The following is a 17,487-nucleotide window of genomic DNA, read 5'->3' as shown; positions in this document are numbered from 1 at the left end:
AAGCTAAGCCTCTCAGCGCCGATGGTACTGCAAGGGGGACCTTGTGGGAGAGTAGGACGCCGCCGGACTTAACGTAGTAATAACAGGGAACCCCTGACCATTCATGGTCAGGGGTTTTCTGCGTTTACGGGGCTGTTCTGAGCGATCCGACGGCGGTGGTCATGCCAGCGGTGCGCACCGGCACGCTGTGTGCGTCGTTGCGCCGTGGTCAGGTCCACTGCGCGGGACCCGGTCTCTTGTCTGCCCGGAGACGGTTCTGGTTCAGGATCGTCGGGAATCGCGAACCGGAACCGTCACACGCGCTGCAGGGAAAGATCCCCGTCGTGCACGGAGTCGTAGGGTCGGAGCGGGGGGACTGCGAAGAACCGGGGACGTCGAGCATGAGCGCACCGATCTGGCTGATCGCGATCGGCGGGGTGTCCGTCGTCCTCGGCGGACTGGTGTAGGTCGGGCTCTGGCGATAGTGGATGCGCTGGAGCACGACGTCGATGCCCTTCGGGTGCGCTGCGGTGACCAGCGGCGCCTGACTGCGGAGCTGATCAGGGGAGGAGCTGGAGCTCCATCGCGCGGATCACCGCACGGGTGCGGTCGTTCACGCCGAGTTTCTCGAACACGTGGCCGAGGTGGGTCTTCACCGTGGCCTCACTGAGGAACAGTGCGCGCCCGATCGCCGGGTTGCTGTTGCCCTGGGCAACGAGGCGCAGGACGTCGAGCTCGCGCGGGGTCAGCGACGGGCCGGCAGCAGCGGGGAGGGATCCCGTCGCTCGGCGGACGAGCGCTGCGGCCGCCGATGGTGCCAGCGCGGTCTCGCCCCGTGCGGTCGCCCTGACGCCGGCGAGGATCTCGGACTCCGGGGCTGCCTTCAGCAGGTAGCCGGTGGCGCCGGCCTCGATGGCGGCGAGGATCTGGTCGTCGGACTCGTACGTCGTCAGGATCAGGACGCGGATGCCTGGGTCGGCGGCGAGGATCTCCGCCGTCGCCGCATCGCCGTCGAGCACCGGCATCCGGAGGTCCATGAGCACGACGTCGGGGCGTTCGGCCAGCGCCACCGTCACCGCGGCGCGGCCGTCGCTGGCCTGACCGACGACCACGATGTCGTCGGCGTCCTGCAACAGCGCGACGATGCCCGACCGGACGATCGGGTGGTCGTCAGCGACCACGACACGGATCACCGTGTCACCTGCGCCACGACGTCGCGTTCGACGGCCGGGAGGCTCGGCTCGGGTCCGGCGGGCAGGCTCGCGTCGACGACGGTGCCGCCGCCCGGTGTGCTCGTGATCGTGCAGGTACCGCCGGAGAGCGCCAACCGTTCGTGGAGGCCCCGGAGACCGTGCCCGGCCGTCGGGACGCCAGTGTCGAACCCGACGCCGTCGTCAACCACGCGGACGCCGACGTGTTCGGGCGCGTGCCGCAGGACGATCCGGACGGACCCGGCATCGGCGTGCGCGCGGATGTTCGCGAGGGACTCCTGGACGACCCGGAGCAGTACGACCTGGGCGTCACGGTCGAGCGGGCCGTCGGTCGCGTCGACGGCGACGGGCGTGCCGGTCTCACGGGTGTACCGCTCGGCGAGCCGGTGCAGTGCCCCGGCGAGGCTGCCGCTCGTGGCACCGGCGACCCCGGCGGCGATGAGGGCACGGGAGTCCTCGAGCGCCGCTCGTGCCGACTCCTCGAGGACCGCCAGCCGTTCGTCGAGCGCGGCTCCTCGGTCGTTCGCCACGTCCTTGCGGGCGCGTTCGGTGAGCATGACGATGCCGGCGAGGTTCTGCGCGACGGTGTCGTGGATCTCGCGGGCCAGGCGCTCCCGTTCGCTCGCGACGCCCGCGCTCCGGTGGGCGTCGGCGAGGGACTGCTGGGTGGCGCGGAGTTCGTCGAGGAGCTGGCGGCGTTCCTCGGACAGGTCGGCGACGCTCGAGATCCACACGCCCATCGCGCAGGCACCGATGACGCTGATGCCCTCGATGAGCAGGGTGCTGACGAGGGCGTCCGGGCCGTCGGAGACCTGCAGGCCGATGCCGCTCGCGATGCCGACCGCGACCGAGAGCAGGACGCCGGTGCGGACCCGCTCGGACTGCACCCAGACGAGCGGGAACGCGATGCACTGCACGAACGCGGTGCTCGGCACCACGGCGGGCAACACCAGGGCGGAGACGAGGACCAGCGGCAGGAAGGCCGCGGCGGCACGGGGGCTGTCGTAGCCGCGGTGGCCGAACACGACGTAGGCGACGACGAGCACCACGACCGCGGTGTACGCCGGCCAGCGGGTCGACCACGGGGCCCAGCCGAACACGGTGATCACCGCGGTGAGGGCCATCGTGCCCGCGAAGAAGACGTGCAGCCAGCGGTTGCGCATCCACGTCTCGCCGTTCATGTGCCCAGCATCCCACCAGCGGGGCGCCATCAGGCGTCCTTGCGGTTCCAACGGAACGTCAACAGGCAGGCCACCGTGCCCAGGACCAGCCACGCTGCCAGCACGAGGGCTCCGAGGCCGAGGTGCCACGCGCCTCCCGGCTCACCCGACTCGAACGCACCGGGCAGGAAGACGGAGCGCATGCCGGACGCCATCCAGCGCAGGGGGAAGACGGACGCGACGTCCTGCAACCAGGTGGGGAGCTGCGTGAAGGGCAGGTAGACGCCGGAGATGAACTGCAGCACCAGCACGATCGGGACGATGGTGGCGGTGGCGCGGCGCCCCTCGCGGGGGAGCGCCGAGACCGCGATGCCGAGGACGCAGCTGGTGGCGATCCCGAGGACCATCACCCCGGCGAAGACACCCCACCGTCCCGCGTCGGTCGGCAGGTCGACGCCGAACACCAGGCCCGCGATCGCCAGCAGCAGGGCCGTCTGCACGAGCGTGGTGACGAGGACCATGCCGATCTTGCCGACGAAGTACGACAGGACCGGCAAGGGCGTGCCGCCGAGACGCTTCAGCGTGCCGTCGCTGCGCTCGCCGGCGATGTCGACGCCGAGGGACTGCGTGCCGGAGAGCAAGATGCCCGTCGCCACCAGGCCGGGCAGGTAGTAGGTGGCGTAGTCGGCGCTGACGCCGGGGCCGGCCTGAAGGTCGGCGGCGCCGGAGAACGCGACCGAGAACAGCGCCAACATGATGATCGGGAACAGGAACGTGAAGAAGACCGAGTCGGGAGCGCGGAAGTAGGTGCGGATCTCGTACGAGATGCGGCTCGTCGCTGTCTTCACTGCTGTCCCACCATGTCGAGGTAGACGTCCTCGAGGGACGGACGGATGACTTCGAGGTCGTGCATGGGTGCGCTGCTGCTGCGGATGAGCGCCGTCGGGTCGGTCGTGCGCTCGTCGTGGTGTCCGCCGTCGTCGTCACGCCAGCGGACCCGGGGCGTGCGGGCCTCGGTGCCGCCGATCTCGTCGATGGGTGCGAGGTCGAGGAGCTTCCCGTCGGCGATGACCGCGGCACGGTCGGCGAGCTGGGCGGCTTCGTCGAGGTAGTGCGTGGTGAGCAGGATCGTCGTGCCCTCGTGCTGGACCTGGCGCAGGAGGTCCCAGAACTGCCGGCGGGCCTCGGGATCGAAGCCGGTCGTCGGTTCGTCGAGGAACAGGACCTCGGGGCGGCCGATGATGCCGAGGGCGACGTCGACGCGGCGGCGCTGGCCTCCGGACAGTCGGCTGATCCGGGTGTTGCGCTGCGTCTCGAGTCCCGTCGCGGTGAGGAGCTCCTCGACGCGGCGGCGCTTCGGGTACAGCGTCGCGAAGTGGTTCAGCTGCTCGGCGACGGTGACGTTCGGGGACTCCGCGCTGGTCTGCAGGACGATGCCGATGCGTGCGTTGTGGCTGCGGCTCGTCCGCGCCGGGTCGTGGCCGAGGACGCGGACCTCGCCGGCGGTGCGGGAGCGGTACCCCTCGAGGATCTCGACCGTCGTGGACTTGCCGGCACCGTTCGGGCCGAGGAGCGCGAAGGTCTCGCCCCGTTCGATCGTGAAGGAGACGTCGTCCACGGCGCGTTTGCCGGTGGCGTACTGCTTGCCGAGGTGCAGGACCTCGATGGCGGGGGACTCGGGCATGGGTCCAGCTTCGCCGCCCGGTGGCCGTGGGGGATCGGCCGGTGCGGTGGTGTCGGCATCGTCCGATCGGGGGATGGTGCAGGCCGGGAGGCGCGGTGCGGGTCGGTCGTGCCCAGAACGCTGCACGGGTCGTTGCGTCCGGCGCCTCGTCTGATATGTTGCTGGTGGGGATGTGGTGCAGGCCGCGACGGGGGAGATGATGGGCGATCTGACAGTGTCGTGGAGCCCGCTCGACGCCCCTCCTCATGCTCCGATCCGCAAGCTGCTCGCCGTGCTGGTAGCCCTGCTGTCCGCCACGATCGTGCTCGCTGGATGCGCGGGCGGAGCGAAGAGCATGACCCCGGAAGAAACGCAGAAAGATGCCCTGGCGCTGCTCGACCACACCACGACGTCCACTGACCTCGATTGGTCGTCGCCCGGGGACCCAGTCAGCAAGAAGTGTTCCGAGGGTGTTCGGTACCAGTACATGGTGCATGCCCCGGTCACCTCGAAGCAGACCGAACTCGCTGACTCCCTGGCCGAGTTCTGGCGCTCCAAGGGACTCCAGGTCGAACGGAGCCAGCAGGAGTTCGGGGCGAAGTACGGGACCGTGTACGCGGCCACGGCGAAGGCTGACGGCAAGGCGGGCGCAGCCTTCGAGATCACGAACGGGAACGCACTCCTCTACGTCAACTCCCGGTGCGTCGCTGGCTCTCCGGACGATGAATAAGAGCCGTGGCGAAGGTGACCCTGCCGTGATGGCGAAGCGACGCATCGGGCTGGTCGTGTTGACGGTGAGCCTGCTGACCGTCGGCGTCACGGCCTGTGCAGGAGAGAACCAATCGATGCCCGCCCCCGAGGACGCGAAGACTGAAGCCTTGCAACTGCTCCGCAAGACCGAGAAGGCCGTGGACGTGTCGTGGCCCGACACCCCGGAACCGACCGCCGAGCAGTGCGATGACGGCGTCCGCTTCGCCTACTTGGTCCCGGTGTCGGTCGACAACGACGCGAAGGCGACCGCGAAGTCACTCCGGCAGTTCTGGGAGTCGGAAGGCCTTCGAGTATCGCCGTCCGAGACGGACTTCGGTGCGAGGGGCACGCTCTACTCGGCGACTGCCGACCGGGCTGGTGCGGCAGGAGCGGCGTACCAGATCAGTTCGACGTCGGTCGCAGTGCAAGTGACGTCACCGTGTGCAACGGGGTCGGTGCACGATTACGACGAGTGACGGCGTCGAGGCGGGGCGGCTCCGATGACGAGGCGAGTGGACAAGCCGATGACCGCTGCCGCTCTGGCCGGCACGATCATCCTCGTGCTGTCGGGATGCGGGATGGCAGGGCCGGGCAAGACCATGACCATCGACGAAGCGCGCTCGCAGGCCGTGACCGAACTCCGGTCGGTCCTGGAACTCGCTCCCGACACATGGCCACAGGAAGTCCCGAGGCCGGTCGCGAACGACTGTGAGGTCGACGGGCAGAAGGCGGTGCAGTTCAGCTACTACGTCGAGGTGGACAGGCCGGACGACCCGCAGGTGCTCATCGAACAGGCCGGTGAACACTGGAGAGAGCAAGGGTACGAGCTCGCAACGACGCAGACCGAGATGGATGCAGCGACGGGCGACGTGTCGGCCGTGGTCGCGCGCGCCGACGGCAAGCCTCCTGCGTCGATCGCAGCCACGAAGATCCGCGCGCACGTCAATGTGGACTCGCGCTGCGTGCTCGGGGACCCGGACGACTACCGGTGACGGCCCTGATGACGAATGAGTTCTGACGGTTCTGGTTCGCGATCGTCGGGGATCGCGAACCGGAACCGTCACGACTTCAGTACTGCGGGCGGATCCAGTCCGTCGGTTGCACGAAGCGGGCGCGGGGCAGGACCTCGTCCGGCTCGGCGGTCCGCACGCTCGTGATGATCGTGGCCTCGCCGTACTCGTACGAACGGCGGGCGATGCCGTCGCGCTCGTCGATCACCAGCGTCGTGCGGAACGCCGGGTCCTCGTGGTGCTCGAACGTCAGCAGGATCGAGTGCTCGCCGACGTGCTGGACCAGGATCGGGTGGACGTCGTCCGCGGCGCGGCCCCACCGGAGCATCAGGTCGGGCATGGCCATCCGGACGACGGGGGACGGGATCATGCTCCGTGCGAACGACACCTCGATCGGGCCGTCGTCGGGCTCGTGCAGCACGCCGTCGCGGTAGGAGACCGGCTTGGCTCGCTGGCGGACGAGCGTCCAGGTCTGCGCGGCCTCGTCGATGTCGACGCGGAACTGCCAGTACTTCTGCCGGGACTCCTGGTGGATGCCCTCGAGGACGTACCGGGCGGGTCGGCGGAGGGCCGCGAGCTCCTCGGCGATCGCGGGACCGTCGGACCGGGTGATGAGTTCGTCGAAACGCACGGTGCCAGCATGGCGCACCACGTGCCGTGGACCGCACCCCTGACGGGCGGGAGGCGCGGGGCGGGGTGGTGCCGGGCCTCCAGGCCGTGGGGTGGTCGCGTCAGGTTGCGTCAAGCAACGTGCGCGTAGACCGGGAGGATGCAGGTCGTCGGAGTCGAACAGTTCGGAGGGCCCGAGGCCCTCGCCGTCCACGAGGTGCCGGAGCCGCACGCCGGTGCGGGATCCGTGCGGATCCGGGTGCAGGCGTTCGCCGTGAACCCGACCGACACGGGGGTGCGTGCCGGGCAGCGGGACAGCTCGCAGGCCTCGCCGCCGTACGTGCCGGGGATGGACGCCGCCGGCGTCATCGACGAGGTCGGGCCCGACGTCACCGGATGGCAGGTCGGCGACGAGGTCATGGCGATGGCGCTGCCGCTCAGCGCCCACGGTGGCGCCTACGTGCAGGAGCTCGTCGCGCCGGTGGGGTCGTTCACGCGGATCCCTCGTGGGACGTCTCTCCCGCTCGCCTCCACAGTCCCGATGAACGGGCTGACGGCGTTGCAGATCCTGTCGCACGCCTCGCTCAAGCCGGGGCAGACGCTCGCCGTGACCGGAGCTGCTGGGCTGCTCGGGAACTACGTGGTGCAGCTGGCGAAGGCCGCCGGGCTGACCGTGATCGCGGATGCTGCTCCGGCGGACGAAGCTCTGGTCCGGTCGCTCGGGCCGGACCACGTGGTGCCGCGAGGTGCTTCCTTCGCCTCCGCTGTCCGTGCGCTCGTGCCGGACGGGGTCGATGCGCTCGCCGATGCTGCGGTGCAGCGCGATGAGGTCGTGGACGCCGTTCGCGACGGGGGAGTGTTCTTTGACGTGCGGGGGTGGCAGGGCAACGGGGACCGGGGGATCGAGTTCGTGCAGATCATGGTGTTCTCGGAGTACCGGTCGTTCGACAAGCTCGAGCAGCTGCGGCATGCGGTGGAGAGTGGGACGTTGACGCCGCGGGTGGCCGAGGTGCTGCCGGCTGCGCGGGCTGTGGAGGCGCATGAGCGGTTGGAGGCCGGGGGGACGCGGGGGCGGTTCGTGTTGACGTGGTGACCCTGGCTGCCCCGGCAACGCACCTGCGCAGCATTCGTCATGCGCAATTGGTCAAGTCGGCGACCTGGCCGCATGCCATGGCAGACGGGCACAGGATAATGAAAAGACATCCCATCGGTCGTCGATGTGACCTCTTTGGGGGCAGAAGGAACCCGCCGACACCGTCGACTAGCTGGCTAACTCACGCTAATCTATCGCGGGACAGAAGATGAGAGGTTGTCGTGACGGATCTGGCGAACAATGAAAATGAGCTTATCGAGGATGAAGCGGAGAAGGACGACGTAACCCTGTTTGACACACAACCGTCAAACTTGCCGTATTTCGGCGCAGATTTCGACGTTGCTGGGCTCGTCCGCCGTCTCAACGACGAAGACATCCTGATCCCCAGGTTCGACCCTGATGAATCCGAGGATCTATCTATCGAAGGATTCCAGCGCCAGAGAGTCTGGACCCCGCCGCGAGCAGAGAGGTTCATCGAATCGCTGCTTCTAGGCTGGCCAGTGCCAAGCATCTTCCTGGTCGTGGAGCCCGACGGTCGCTATCTTGTGCTCGACGGGCAGCAAAGACTGACAACTCTGCAGAGCTTCTACTCAGGTTCGTACCCGGATGGAAAGCCGTTTGTGCTCAACGATGTTGCCGAGCATCTGCGGAGTGCCACATACGAGACTCTGTCTAAAGAGAGCCGACGTCGACTGAACAACACTTTCATTCAGGCTGTGGTTATCGAGCCGGCCGGTGAAGACGGACGGGATTCTGTCTACCGACTGTTCGGTAGATTGAACAGCGGCGGAGTCTCGCTCACGACACAGGAAATCAGGGTGGCGTTGTATCGCGGCCCGATGGTGGATTTCGTCCGCGAATTGAATCATGATGAAAATTGGCGAAAGCTCTTCGGTGCAGCTCATAAGAAGTTGAAAGATCATGAGTTTATCCTTCGGTCGCTCGCAATGGCCAAGGTCCTCTCGGAGATGAACGAGAATTGGGACAATGATCAGTTCCGCCTCAGCGCGTATAAGCCGCCGATGGCTCAGTTCTTAAACAACTATCTCGAAAAGCAGAGCAACTTCGATGAACTTGACGATGTGGCAACGGCCGCGGCGTTCAGCGCGAGTTGCGAGCTGCTTGTCTCGGCGCTGGGCGCTGACGGGCTAAAATTTGCCGGCCGCCTCAACGCTGCACATATTGACGCGCTTCTTGGAACATTAATTTTCTCGAACCTTTCTGACTGTCGACTGACCACCGAACAACTAACGTCAGCAATTGACAGTTTGCGCCACAATCAGCAGTACATCGAGTTCGTCTCGAAAAGTACGTCACATCGGGACAGCGTCTACGGTCGCCTCCAGCTCGCTTCGAGAGCGATCCTCGGTGCCTGACGGGTCAGAGCAGTCGATAGCGCGAAAAGATGCCTACGAACTCTGGGCGGCATTGCAAGCGGAATTCGACCGTTATCATCGAGCGGTAGCCTATATTCCTATCGGAGAAGCCCGCCTCCAAGATGATCTGCGCCGATATCTGTGCCTGAGGTGTGCGGGATTCCTCGAAAAACTGGTGCACCAAGCGACTGTCCATTACCTAGAGTCCGTCGCAGGTGGACCAGCGCTGTCGTTTGCCCGATCATTTTATGGACACGCTCCGAATCTCAATCCACGCAGCTTTCGAAAACTACTCGAGCGATTCGGCGAACCGCTACCGTCGAAGTTTGACGAATTTCTTACGCCCGCGCTTCGCGATAGTCTTGAAGACCTTGCATCGATTCGAAACCCCATCGCGCACGGCAGCGTCACTGGAGGCCGAAAGTTGGACCCGTTTCGGTATCAAAAGTTGTGTAGAGAAGTATACGAATGGCTGAATCGGGAGCTGGTGAAACCAATCGGTACTCACCAGCACGTTAAAATGTGACGGCGTTATTCGTCAGCCTCTGGTTCGACGCAGCGTATCGGCTAACGCGGGCGAGACCCGCTTCAACAAGATTTTGACTAGTAGTGACCCGCCGGAAAGAGAGAAATATGGGAACCGAATATACCGATCCGGGAAACGCGGCTGAGGACTGCGAACTGCAGGATGTGGCGACAAATCTCCTTGCACTGGATCCCGAAGGCAAAAGATGGGCCTCGGTCCTCCGTCACACCTACGATGTCGTCTACAACGGTCAGGAGACAGGTCGTTTCAGTTGGGAACAGCTGATGAAGACCGAGAAGACGCATTTTGGCACTCTTTTTGAGATTTTCGCTCAGCGTGAGTTTCAGTTCGAAAACGGCGATGCGACGGACTATCGAATTGCCGGCGTCGAGGTGGACGCAAAGTGGAGTCAGCGCCTGGGCGGTTGGATGCTTCCGCCAGAGGTGGTCGGTCACATCGCTTTGGTCGCAACGGGTGATGACCAGACCGGGCGGTGGTCCCTCGGTCTGGTGCGTGTCCACGAGAGTGTTCGATCAGAAGGCAGCAATCGAGATAAAAAGAGCACGCTCAATTCGTTCGGGCGGAGTTCGATTCGATGGCTTTGGAAGGACGCGCCGTTGCCGAATAATGTACTTCTTCAGTTGTCGCGTGATGAAGTCGATCGAATGCTGAAGATTGCAGGTGGGGTCAATCGTATTGCTCAGTTGTTCAGGTTGGCGGAAGGGCAAGTGGTGGGTCGTTCTGCGGTCCTGACGGTTGCGCAACAACTGGACGCAATGCGCCGCCTACGCGGGGGCTCCAACGGTGCCAGGCAACTCTTAGCGCCCGAGGGATACCTGATTCTTAGCGGTACCTACCACCAGGCTATCGCGGGGCGACTCGGTCTCCCAGTTCCCGCATCCGATGAATTTGTCGCGCACCGAGTTCTCCCGGATCCTAATTCGGGCGTATTCATCGCTGGGCAGCGGTGGCGCATCGCCGCGCGAGATGAGCCCATACGTGCCGCCGCGCCGATCGTGCCGATGAAATGGGAAGATATGGCGCATTTGTCTGGATCGCCGTAGGCAGAGTCTCAACTTGAGTGCGCTTGATTTGCGATTCGAGGAACTAAATTCTGCTCCGAGTCGGAGTTCATCGCATAGTGTTCATTTAGGCGCCTTTACCGGTTCCGAAGCGAGCGATGTCTTGAGGCATAGTATGTGATGTTGAACCGTTCGCTCCGCAAGAGTGCGGAGACTCCGTCAAGTAGCGGTCTCAGTTGAGGTTGCTGCTCCAGAAGCGACGTCGGCGTAATAACAGCACTGATTTGATCAGCTTACTCGGGCACGATTCCGCTGAAGGTAATCATGCCGCTGGTGTTCAGTCTGTCCGACGAATCCACGGAACTCGCCGAGCTTATACAAGTTCTCCCCTGCCGTAGTACGCGTTTCGATGTTGAAGTCGCGCGAAAGGATCTCGAGGCGGTTCATCAGTGATCTGTAAGGATCCTTCTGGGCGGTGAGCAGCTCAAGGAGGGCTGTGCTGTGTACGAACGTGCTGCTCTCGCTGAGCGTGCGATATACCGGGTCGTGGACGGCCGAGACGAGTTGCGGTACAGGATGCTTCTCTCCTCGGTGATCGAGTGCGCTCGCGATAGATGTTGCAATAGCTTGGGCCACTGGGGGCGGGAAGGCATTGCCGATTTGGCGGTACTGGGACGTTTTTTTCCCGCTGAACTGCCAATCGAAATCATCTCGGAAGCCCTGCAATCGCGCGACCATCTCTACGGTAAGTCTGGGTGCTTGTTCGATGGGGCTAGGGGACGCAGGCCCGGGCGCTTCGTTCGCTACCCCTTTGCCGTCGACATAAAGCTCGGCCCAAGCGCGCTTTGCTCGGGTCGGGCCAAGGTCTGCTCCGCCATGCTTCTTACTTCCCCCAACCAAGGTTGGGCCAATGCCATTAGCCAGAGCAGCCCACTCTGCCGCATGCGGCCATCCGTTAGCCGCCATCAGGTCTTGTAGAGCCTCTCCCACGGTGGTCCGCGCGGTGCTCGGAGCGGGCCATTCGAAGTAGGCGGCGTCCTCAGGCCTCATCGCCACGAGCACGAATCGTGGCCTGAGCTGAGCTACGCCAAAGTCCGCGGCATGCAGGAGTTTCCAGTCAGCGACGTAACCGAATTCAGCAAGTCTGTCGAGGACTCGTTGGCGATACGCAGCGAACCGCGAAGATGCGAGCCCTCGTACGTTTTCAAGTAGCAGGGCCCGGGGCCTCATAACGCCTACTTGCTCGACGGCCCACGCAAAGAGGTCACGCTCGTCTGCTGACCCAAGTTGTTTCCCTGCGATCGAGAACGGTGGGCATGGCACACCGCCAGCCAGGAGGTCGATACCTTCGTAGTCCGACGGGTCCCAGACTGACGGGTCTGCCACGTCACCTTCCGCGACCGCCCAGTCAGTGTTCAACCGAAGCGTTGCCGCTGCGTTGGCGTCCAATTCGATAGCGAGCTCGTGGTGGAAGCCTGCTCGGTGAAGACCGATGGCCTGTCCGCCCGCGCCGGCGCAGATTTCAACAGCACGGAGTGTGCTCAAGCTCGGTTCTCCTTCAGTGGTGATGGTCGACGAGTGCCTTCCGCTTCCATGATCTCAAGTGAACAGGCCGGAAGGCGGGAAGCGACGTCGTGTCGATGACGGGTGGGGGGAGGGGGGCTCGGGAAGCCGCTTGTCTGCGGATCAGCTAACATGATCGCCATCTGAGGGGCGACATCGCGCCTCAGTTGCCGCTGTTGTGCGGTTCGAGAAAGACTCCGAGAGTCAAGCGCGAGGGTGGCGGCACGATCGTGCACCGTGGTGAACGGGTGCCCCTGGCAAGGGTGCAACTGAGCCGAAGCTTGTGCAGTGCTAACGAACTTCTCGACGACTGTAGCCTCATTGGAACCGGAACAGCGAGCGAAGCACCGTCCTGGCGGCGCCAGGTTGGACGATCGGTCGCGTGGGGCGGTGGGTGTTTGTGTCCGGCGCTGTTGCCAAGGTGAAGCACGCGGTCGAGCATAGGGAGGACCGCTGACAGTCTGGCAACTCGAGGTCCTTGGCAGACCTGATCCGATTTTCTCGCGACGGGCGCCCCTCAGGACGGCAGCGATCGACTGGATCTCAGCGACCCAGAACCCGAAGTCAGTCCTGACGCCACCCCGATCAACCGCAGGAACGCCCGCGGCGAATCACCGAGTAGCCGGGCGATGTTGGGGGAGACATCGGCCACGACCGACAGCCCTGCGGACGCAGCAGCCGACACGAGCGCGGTTTCCGCGGAGCGTGCACCGGCGGGGGAGTGCTCCGGGATGTGCAACGAGGTGAACGCGAGCGTCGCACCCGCCTCCGCTGCGGCCCCGAAGGTCGGACCCGCCAGCGGAGCATGCGCCAGGTACGCGCTCGCGCCCAACCGCATCAGCGCGAAGCCCCCGCCCGAGCGGAACCGGCATCGGCACCGGCTGCAGGAGTCCCCGCGGCACCGGCAGCAGGAGACGCATCGGTCGCATCAGCCGGCACAGCCGACGACACCAGGTCGAGCGGCGCCCCGGGAGCGGACTGCTCCTCGAGATCAGCACGGACCGACGCAGACACCCCGAAGAACAGCGTCGCGACGAACCCGACGACGTAGGCGGTCACGAGACCGCTGCTGTACCCGAGCAGCGCCCAGCCGTAGCCGGACGAGCCGTTCAGCAGCGGGATGAGCGACAGGTCCGAGGCCCCGATGGCGATCGCCCCGACGGAGTGCCCGAGCTGGTCGAACAGTCCGACGACACCGCCGCCGAACGCTCCGCCGATGCACGCGGTGATGAACGGCCGGCCCAGGGGAGCGTCACGCCGTAGATCAGGGGCTCTCCGACACCGAGGAACCCGGCCGGCAGTGCACCACGGATGGTCCGCACCAGCGAGGCGTTCGACCGGAACCGCACCCACAGCGCGATGCACGCACCGATCTGCCCGGCGCCACCCATCGCCAGCACGGGCAGCAGCACGGTCCACCCGGTCTGGTCGATCAGCGTGGTGTGGATCGGGATGAGTCCCTGGTGCATGCCGGTCATGACGAGGGGCAGGAACAGACCTCCGAGCACGAAGCCGGCGAACGCCCCGCCGTTCGCGAGCAGCCAGGTCGCAGCAGTACCGATCGCGACGGAGACGACACCCGCAACGGACATCAGGATCCCGAGCGTCACGGACCCGGCGACGAGCACGGTCACGGTCGGCACCACGATGAGCGCGATGACTTCTGGCGTGACCCGGCGCATGAAGCGCTCGACGTAGGCGGCGAGGATGCCGCCGACCGCACCGCCGAGGACGGGCGTGCCGCCGAACTCCTTCGCGGCGTTCATGCCGACGAACACGGCGAGCAGGGACAGGAAACCGGACGAGAGCACCCCGAGGAACGGCGTCACGCCGGGTACCCACCCCAGGTTCGTCAGGATGCCGTTGATCCCGGCGATCAGCCCGCAGGCGATCAGTGCGGGGATGAGCGGGATGAAGATCGCGGAGATCTTCCGGATCGCGCGCATGGTGCGGCCGTCGGAGCGGGACCGTGCGGACGCCTTGATCGACGCGCCGCGAGCGGCGAGCTCCTCAGGCGACGCACCGGACCCACCAGCTGCAGCGGACGGGGCGGACGCGCGCAGGGCCTCCAGGCCGGCGGCCACGCGGTCGACGAGACCCGGACCGAGCACGATCTGCAGGTTCGAGCCGGCCGCGATGGCGGCCATGACACCGTCGGTGGCCTTCAGATCCTCGAGCGCGACGGAAGAGTCGGACACGACCTCGACCCGCAGGCGGGTCATGCAATTCTCGACGTCGGCGATGTTCGCGGAACCGCCGACGGCGTCGAGGATCTGCTGGGCGAGTTGCTGTGCATCGGGCATTGCTGTGCTCCTCGGGGGAAAGGAATCGAGCGGAAAGAGGGAGACCAGGTCAGGAGATGACGGCGCGCAGGGAGCCGTCGGCAGCGACGAGGCGCTCGCGGGCCGAAGCAGCGGAGGCGCCGGTCAGGATCACGGCGATGGCGGTCTTCACCTCGCCGTCCGAGGCGTCGAGCGCTGCCTGGACCTCGGCGGGGGGAGCGCCGGTGACGTCCTGCACGAGCGAGAACGCCCGGGCGACGAGCTTCGCGTTCGTCGCCCGCACGTCGACCATGCGGTTGCCGTACGTCTTGTGGCTGCGCACCATCGCGAGCGTGGTGAGCATGTTCAGCACGAGCTTCTGCGCGGTGCCCGCCTTCAGGCGGGTAGAGCCGGCGATGAACTCGGGGCCGACGACGACGTCGATGGCGATGTCCGCCTCCCGCCCCGCGGCCGAGTCGGGGTTGCACGCGACGGAGACCGACAGGGCGGAGCGGCGACGGGCCTCCAGGATGGCCGCGATGACGTAGGGCGTCCTGCCGGACGCGCTGATCCCGACCACCACGTCGTCGGCCGTCAGGCCGAGCGCGTCGAGGTCGCGGACGGCGGCTGCTTCGTCGTCCTCGGCGCCCTCCACCGCGGTGGTCAGGGCGGGGTCGCCGCCGGCGATCACGCCGACCACCTGGCTCGGGTCGGTACCGAAGGTGGGCGGGCACTCGCTGGCGTCGAGGACGCCGAGCCGGCCCGGCGTGCCGGCGCCGACCTAGACGTAGACGTAGACGTAGACGAGTCTGCCGCCGCGCGCGAAGCTCCAAAGATCGAATCGACACTGACATTGCAACCGGCTCGGCGAGGAGCCGTCGAGCGTCGGAGCCGCGGCCTCAGCGACCCGCATTGAGGCCGTCGCGATCATCCAGCGGACGGACCCGACCGCTCGCAAAGGGGTGACATATCGGTCTATGCTTGGGGAGCGTTGGCGGGCGAAGGGGGCAACGTTGGGGGATTTGACGGTCGATGCGTCTGTGATGCATGCGGTTGCGACGAAGGCGAAGAATGCGGCGGCGGAGTTCGGTTCGGAGCGGGCGCTCTCCGAGGCGGATGGTGGGTGTTTCGGTTCTGATGTCGTGGCATCGGCATTCACGACGTCTGCGCGGGCACAGGACGCGATGGTCCGTTCGCTCGGTGAGGACGCGGAGACGTTGAGCCGATTTGTGCAGGACGCTGTTTCGGAGATGGAGCAGACGGACGCGGGTCTGGCGGAGGAGCTGCGATGACTGCCGATCCGACAGCGGGCGATCCGGACGGGATCCGTCGGCTTGCACGCTTGCACACGCAGCACGCCGACGCAGTCCGTGCCGGGGCTCGGCAGGTGGTGAACGCTGCTGAGGCAGCGCAGTCCGGGTGGAGCGGGAAGGCGCAGGAGCGGTTCGTCACGGTGGCGGCGACGGTGCCCGCGAGTTCGCAGCGCATCGCGGCTCGGCTCGACGAGGCCGCTTCGGCGTTGGGCACGTATGCACGCGAGGTGCAGCAGATCCAGGACGAAGCGCAGCGAGTGCAGACTGCCCAGCAGAACGCAGCCGATGACGTCGCGGCGAATGCCCGCGCGATCCGCGCGGCCACCGCGACCGCGCAGAGCGTGGACGCGGTGGAGTCGGACACAGTGAAGCTCCAACAGTTGCAGAACGGAGCGGCGAGCCTCGCCGGGCTGCAGGGGCGGTTGTCCGTGCAGTGGGAAGAGCTGGTGATGCGGCGCGATGCAGCCGATCGACGTGCTGCCTCGGCTCTGGAAGCTCCGGAGGTCGTCGGCACGCTCAAGTCTGCCGCGGCCGTGGCGAAGATGAGTGACGGGCAGTTCCTCACGTGGCTCGGCACGCTTGACAAGGAGTCGATCGCCGCGTTGCAGGACGATCCGGCGATCGCTGCACGCTTGGCGCGCATGGACGCGAAGGACGTGGCGCTGTGGTGGAACGCGATGTCCGGTCCGGCCGGTGCGCACTCCGCCGAGCAGGATGCGTTCGTCGCGGCGCTCCCGGTGGCGCTCGGGAACCTGAACGGCGTCGCGTACTGGGCGAGGGCGCGAGCGAACAAGACTGTGCTCGCGGACAAGCTCAGCGAAGCCAAGCAGAAGACGTCGTACTGGGAGAAGCAGTTGAAGAGCGCTTCGAGCCCCGCGGCCGCCGCGGCCGCCCGGACGCAACTCCAGATCTGGGAACGGCAGCGCGACGGATACCAGAACATTCAGATGACGTTGGACACGAAACCTGTCTCGCTCATCTCGCTCGTCGATGACAGGCCGCCGTTGGCGCAGATCGTCGCCGGTGACATGGACACCGCGGTGCACGTGACGTACATCGTGCCCGGCATGAACACGGCGACGTACCAGGACGGGACCGTGCAGAACTACGCAACGATTGCTGCCGGTATGCGAGCGGAACAAGCGGTACTCGGGAAGACCGCCCCCTCCAATGTGGCAGTCGTCTCCTGGATCGGGTATCACGGGCCGATGGCGGATGACCTGTCGTTCGCATCTGTCGTGGCGAACGGGCGCGCCCACACGGGCGCTGACGCCCTCGTCGCCGATTTGAACGGCTTCGACGCAGTTCGTGCAGCGTCGGGTAGAGACTCGAGCCTGTCTGTCGTCGCGCACTCGTACGGCACGAACGTGGCAACGATCGCGCTGACGAAGACCCACGCCGACCACGTCGTGCTCCTCGGGTCCGCCGGGGTCACGGACGTTGCGCCGAACGCCGACGCACTGCAGGTGCCGAAGGGTGAGGTGTTCGCAAGCCAAGGAGCGAAAGACGGGTGGGCGATCACCGGGCAGAACCTGTCGGGCCGCCAGGACCCGACGGACCCGTCCTGGGGCGCCCATGACTTCAGCGCCGAGACGCAAGGGTCCGGTGCTGACACGCTGAACGGCATCACCCATCACGGCCCGTACGACGGTCGCGAGGGCAATGATCAAGGTCGCTACTCGTACTTCGACAATGCGACGACCGCGCAGTACAACACTGCGAAGGCAACGATGGGTCTTGGCGATCAGATCCCTGAAGCTGGTGCTCCCTTCGATCGGATGCGGCAGCAGACGAAGGACAATTGGTTCATGTACGAGTGGCAGACAGGACTGACCGGTGATCCGACTCAATGACCGACGGGCCGTCGTGGGTGCGTTGTGCGCACTCGTTGCGACTCTCATCACCGGCTGCTCTGACACCGGACCCCACACCCCAGCGAGCAAGGATTCAT

General features: G+C 65.9%; 19 protein-coding genes and 1 pseudogene. 10 read left to right on the top strand and 10 right to left on the bottom strand.

Going from position 1 to position 17,487, the window contains the following annotated elements; translation table 11 throughout:
- Window positions 1–323: 323 nt before the first annotated feature.
- Window positions 324–446, top strand: coding sequence for a hypothetical protein (locus tag ITJ50_RS17675; RefSeq protein WP_267237845.1), 123 nt, complete (start codon window positions 324–326; stop codon window positions 444–446).
- 93 nt (window positions 447–539) lie between these two features.
- On the opposite strand, the gene ITJ50_RS13195 is transcribed toward ITJ50_RS17675, so the two are convergent.
- Genes ITJ50_RS13195 through ITJ50_RS13180 form a run of 4 tightly spaced genes read right to left on the bottom strand, consistent with a single transcriptional unit; the run spans window position 540 to window position 4,034 of the window.
- The gene (locus ITJ50_RS13195; protein WP_194590658.1) at window positions 540–1,172 is read right to left on the bottom strand and encodes a response regulator transcription factor; all 633 of its coding nucleotides are present in this window, start codon (window positions 1,170–1,172) and stop codon (window positions 540–542) included.
- Entirely contained in the window at window positions 1,169–2,371 is a 1,203-nt protein-coding gene (locus tag ITJ50_RS17960; RefSeq protein ID WP_194590657.1) for a sensor histidine kinase, read from the bottom strand. Before ITJ50_RS17960 ends, ITJ50_RS13195 begins: the two co-directional genes overlap by 4 nt.
- A gap of 29 nt (window positions 2,372–2,400) precedes the next feature.
- Window positions 2,401–3,198 carry an ABC transporter permease gene (locus ITJ50_RS13185; RefSeq protein WP_194590656.1) on the bottom strand — a complete coding sequence of 266 codons (798 nt, stop codon included), beginning with the start codon at window positions 3,196–3,198 and terminating at the stop codon, window positions 2,401–2,403.
- Complete coding sequence (locus ITJ50_RS13180; RefSeq protein ID WP_194590655.1) at window positions 3,195–4,034, bottom strand: ABC transporter ATP-binding protein; 840 nt, start codon at window positions 4,032–4,034, stop codon at window positions 3,195–3,197. The genes ITJ50_RS13185 and ITJ50_RS13180 overlap by 4 nt, the downstream gene beginning before the upstream one ends.
- Before the next feature lie 199 nt (window positions 4,035–4,233).
- On the opposite strand from ITJ50_RS13180, the gene ITJ50_RS13175 reads away from it, so the two are divergent.
- Genes ITJ50_RS13175 through ITJ50_RS13165 form a run of 3 tightly spaced genes read left to right on the top strand, consistent with a single transcriptional unit; the run spans window position 4,234 to window position 5,755 of the window.
- Window positions 4,234–4,743, top strand: coding sequence for a hypothetical protein (locus tag ITJ50_RS13175; RefSeq protein WP_194590654.1), 510 nt, complete (start codon window positions 4,234–4,236; stop codon window positions 4,741–4,743).
- A gap of 28 nt (window positions 4,744–4,771) precedes the next feature.
- Window positions 4,772–5,239, top strand: a complete 468-nt coding sequence (locus tag ITJ50_RS13170) for a hypothetical protein (RefSeq protein ID WP_194590653.1) — start codon at window positions 4,772–4,774, stop codon at window positions 5,237–5,239.
- Window positions 5,240–5,275: 36 nt separating this feature from the next.
- The gene (locus tag ITJ50_RS13165) at window positions 5,276–5,755 is read left to right on the top strand and encodes a hypothetical protein (RefSeq protein WP_194590652.1); all 480 of its coding nucleotides are present in this window, start codon (window positions 5,276–5,278) and stop codon (window positions 5,753–5,755) included.
- 76 nt (window positions 5,756–5,831) lie between these two features.
- Here the strand turns inward: ITJ50_RS13165 and ITJ50_RS13160 are convergent, their stop codons facing one another.
- A complete protein-coding gene (locus ITJ50_RS13160) occupies window positions 5,832–6,404 on the bottom strand; it encodes a hypothetical protein (protein ID WP_194590651.1) in 573 nt (190 codons plus the stop codon).
- A gap of 138 nt (window positions 6,405–6,542) precedes the next feature.
- On the opposite strand from ITJ50_RS13160, the gene ITJ50_RS13155 reads away from it, so the two are divergent.
- From ITJ50_RS13155 to ITJ50_RS13140, 4 genes are all read left to right on the top strand, one after another.
- Window positions 6,543–7,475: an NADP-dependent oxidoreductase gene (locus ITJ50_RS13155; RefSeq protein WP_194590650.1), complete on the top strand. Its 933-nt coding sequence runs from the start codon at window positions 6,543–6,545 to the stop codon at window positions 7,473–7,475.
- Window positions 7,476–7,696: 221 nt separating this feature from the next.
- Complete coding sequence (locus ITJ50_RS13150; RefSeq protein WP_194590649.1) at window positions 7,697–8,851, top strand: GmrSD restriction endonuclease domain-containing protein; 1,155 nt, start codon at window positions 7,697–7,699, stop codon at window positions 8,849–8,851.
- Complete coding sequence (locus ITJ50_RS17955) at window positions 8,844–9,377, top strand: HEPN domain-containing protein (RefSeq protein WP_194590648.1); 534 nt, start codon at window positions 8,844–8,846, stop codon at window positions 9,375–9,377. The genes ITJ50_RS13150 and ITJ50_RS17955 overlap by 8 nt, the downstream gene beginning before the upstream one ends.
- Window positions 9,378–9,484: 107 nt before the next feature.
- On the top strand, window positions 9,485–10,441 hold the full coding sequence (locus tag ITJ50_RS13140) for a NaeI family type II restriction endonuclease (protein WP_194590647.1): 957 nt from the start codon (window positions 9,485–9,487) through the stop codon (window positions 10,439–10,441).
- Window positions 10,442–10,687: 246 nt separating this feature from the next.
- On the opposite strand, the gene ITJ50_RS13135 is transcribed toward ITJ50_RS13140, so the two are convergent.
- The 5 genes and pseudogenes from ITJ50_RS13135 to ITJ50_RS13120 all read right to left on the bottom strand — a co-directional run.
- Window positions 10,688–11,944, bottom strand: coding sequence for a DNA cytosine methyltransferase (locus tag ITJ50_RS13135; protein ID WP_194590646.1), 1,257 nt, complete (start codon window positions 11,942–11,944; stop codon window positions 10,688–10,690).
- Between the two features lie 535 nt (window positions 11,945–12,479).
- Entirely contained in the window at window positions 12,480–12,800 is a 321-nt protein-coding gene (locus ITJ50_RS18005) for a MupG family TIM beta-alpha barrel fold protein (protein ID WP_194590645.1), read from the bottom strand.
- Window positions 12,800–13,021, bottom strand: a complete 222-nt coding sequence (locus ITJ50_RS17520) for a hypothetical protein (RefSeq protein WP_228500368.1) — start codon at window positions 13,019–13,021, stop codon at window positions 12,800–12,802. The genes ITJ50_RS18005 and ITJ50_RS17520 overlap by 1 nt, the downstream gene beginning before the upstream one ends.
- A gap of 50 nt (window positions 13,022–13,071) precedes the next feature.
- The gene (locus tag ITJ50_RS13125) at window positions 13,072–14,265 is read right to left on the bottom strand and encodes a PTS transporter subunit EIIC (protein ID WP_228500366.1); all 1,194 of its coding nucleotides are present in this window, start codon (window positions 14,263–14,265) and stop codon (window positions 13,072–13,074) included.
- 49 nt (window positions 14,266–14,314) lie between these two features.
- Window positions 14,315–14,992 (bottom strand): annotated as a pseudogene (locus tag ITJ50_RS13120) (N-acetylmuramic acid 6-phosphate etherase); the annotation flags it as partial.
- Window positions 14,993–15,236: 244 nt separating this feature from the next.
- Between ITJ50_RS13120 and ITJ50_RS13115 the strand changes: the two are divergent.
- Complete coding sequence (locus tag ITJ50_RS13115; RefSeq protein ID WP_167578294.1) at window positions 15,237–15,515, top strand: hypothetical protein; 279 nt, start codon at window positions 15,237–15,239, stop codon at window positions 15,513–15,515.
- Window positions 15,512–17,389, top strand: coding sequence for an alpha/beta hydrolase (locus ITJ50_RS13110; RefSeq protein WP_017886526.1), 1,878 nt, complete (start codon window positions 15,512–15,514; stop codon window positions 17,387–17,389). The genes ITJ50_RS13115 and ITJ50_RS13110 overlap by 4 nt, the downstream gene beginning before the upstream one ends.
- The last annotated feature ends 98 nt before the right edge of the window (window positions 17,390–17,487 follow it).

It is taken from the genome of Curtobacterium sp. VKM Ac-2889, assembly GCF_015350855.1.
In the GTDB taxonomy this organism is placed as follows: Bacteria; Actinomycetota; Actinomycetes; order Actinomycetales; family Microbacteriaceae; genus Curtobacterium; species Curtobacterium poinsettiae.
The sequence above is the reverse complement of the archived record's forward strand: the minus strand, read 5'-3'. Positions and strand labels throughout refer to the sequence as shown.

What these genes read in the sequence shown, in the direction of transcription:
- ITJ50_RS18005 (WP_194590645.1), bottom strand. Translation starts at nt 12,800, where the DNA reads ATGCGGTTGGGCGCGAGCGCGTACCTGGCGCATGCTCCGCTGGCGGGT.
- ITJ50_RS13155 (WP_194590650.1), top strand. Translation starts at nt 6,543, where the DNA reads ATGCAGGTCGTCGGAGTCGAACAGTTCGGAGGGCCCGAGGCCCTCGCC.
- ITJ50_RS17960 (WP_194590657.1), bottom strand. Translation starts at nt 2,371, where the DNA reads ATGAACGGCGAGACGTGGATGCGCAACCGCTGGCTGCACGTCTTCTTC.
- ITJ50_RS13125 (WP_228500366.1), bottom strand. Translation starts at nt 14,265, where the DNA reads ATGCCCGATGCACAGCAACTCGCCCAGCAGATCCTCGACGCCGTCGGC.
- ITJ50_RS13110 (WP_017886526.1), top strand. Translation starts at nt 15,512, where the DNA reads ATGACTGCCGATCCGACAGCGGGCGATCCGGACGGGATCCGTCGGCTT.
- ITJ50_RS13140 (WP_194590647.1), top strand. Translation starts at nt 9,485, where the DNA reads ATGGGAACCGAATATACCGATCCGGGAAACGCGGCTGAGGACTGCGAA.
- ITJ50_RS13170 (WP_194590653.1), top strand. Translation starts at nt 4,772, where the DNA reads ATGGCGAAGCGACGCATCGGGCTGGTCGTGTTGACGGTGAGCCTGCTG.
- ITJ50_RS13175 (WP_194590654.1), top strand. Translation starts at nt 4,234, where the DNA reads ATGGGCGATCTGACAGTGTCGTGGAGCCCGCTCGACGCCCCTCCTCAT.
- ITJ50_RS13180 (WP_194590655.1), bottom strand. Translation starts at nt 4,034, where the DNA reads ATGCCCGAGTCCCCCGCCATCGAGGTCCTGCACCTCGGCAAGCAGTAC.